The following is a 1344-nucleotide window of genomic DNA, read 5'->3' on the forward strand; positions in this document are numbered from 1 at the left end:
GACACCGTCACCGGCACCTGGAGCCATCCCCCGCACACCCCCCTGGACGCCGTCCTCATCCGACCCGACGGCTACACCGCCTGGACCTCCCCCGGCACCACCCACCACCTCACCCACGCCCTCACCCACTGGTTCGGCACCCCCACCGCCCCCCGCACCGCGGTGTCCGCGGCCGCGGGCGGCGCCGGCCGGGCGGGGGTGTGAGCATGGCCAGGGACGTGATCGTCGTCGGCGCCGGACCGGTCGGGCTGATGGCGGCCGGTGAACTGCGCCTCGGCGGCGCCGATGTCGTCGTCTACGAGCAACTGGCCGAGCCGGCGCGGGAGTCGCGCGGGGCGAGCCTCACCCGGCGGGCCGTCGAGTGCTTCGACCAGCGGGGGCTGCTGGGCCTCCTCGGCCCGTCCGAGCCCGCCGACGCCCACTTCGGCGGTGTGCCGATCGACCTGGGCCGGCTGGCGGAGAACCACTACGGCGCCCGGGGCGTCCCCCAGTACCGCACCGAGCGGATGCTGGAGGAGTGGGTGACCGGGCTCGGCGTGCCGATCCGGCGCGGCCACGAGGTGACCGGGCTGCGCGAGACGGGCGACGGCGTGACCGTGTCCTTCGACGGGCCGCACGGCCCCGGCGAGGACACCGCGGCCTACCTGGTCGGCTGCGACGGGGGCCGCAGCACCGTACGGCGGCTGGTCGGCATCGGGTTCCCCGGTCCCGAGCCCACCCGGGGCTTCCTCACCGCCGACGTCACCGGGATCGAGACGCGGCGCCGCCGGATCGGCGAGAACCTGCCGGACGGCAGCATGATCATGGCGATGGACCTGGAGAGCGGCGTCACCCGCGTCGTGGTGTACGAGCGGGGCACACCGCCGAAGGACCGGGACGCGCTGCGCTACGCCGACCTCGCCGACGCGTGGCAGCGGCTGACCGGTGAGTCCATCCACCACGGGCAGTGCCGCTGGATGAGCTGCTTCACCGACGCCTCCCGGGTGGCGGCGGAGTACCGGCGCGGCCGGGTGTTCCTGGCCGGCGACGCCACCCACGTCCAACCGCCCGCCATGGCGCAGGGGTTGAGTGTGGGGGTGCAGGACGCGGTGAACCTCGGCTGGAAGCTGGCGCTGGTGCTGGCCGGGCGGGCGGACGAGGCGCTGCTGGACACCTATCACGCCGAACGCCACCCGGTCGGGGCGCAGTTGGCGCGCAATGCGCGGGCCGCGATCGAACTGCGGCTCACCGGGCAGGAGATGCAGCCGGTCCGCGAGGTGCTGGGCGAGCTGCTCACCCGGCCGGACGCGGCCGGGTACCTGGCCGGGGTACTGAGCGGCCTCGGCATCCGGTATCCGATGGGCC

General features: G+C 75.1%; 2 protein-coding genes. Both read left to right on the forward strand.

Annotation, left to right across the window (positions count from 1 at the left end):
* On the forward strand, positions 1-204 hold a 204-nt coding region (locus tag WA788_RS35250), incomplete at its 5' end, for an aromatic-ring hydroxylase C-terminal domain-containing protein (RefSeq protein ID WP_443034149.1).
* A 2-nt stretch (positions 205-206) separates the two neighbouring features.
* Positions 207-1344 (forward strand): FAD-dependent monooxygenase (locus WA788_RS35255; RefSeq protein ID WP_335984531.1); only part of this gene is annotated, 1138 nt, incomplete at its 3' end.

The organism is Streptomyces sp. CA2R106 (assembly GCF_037034245.1).
GTDB lineage: Bacteria > Actinomycetota > Actinomycetes > Streptomycetales > Streptomycetaceae > Actinacidiphila.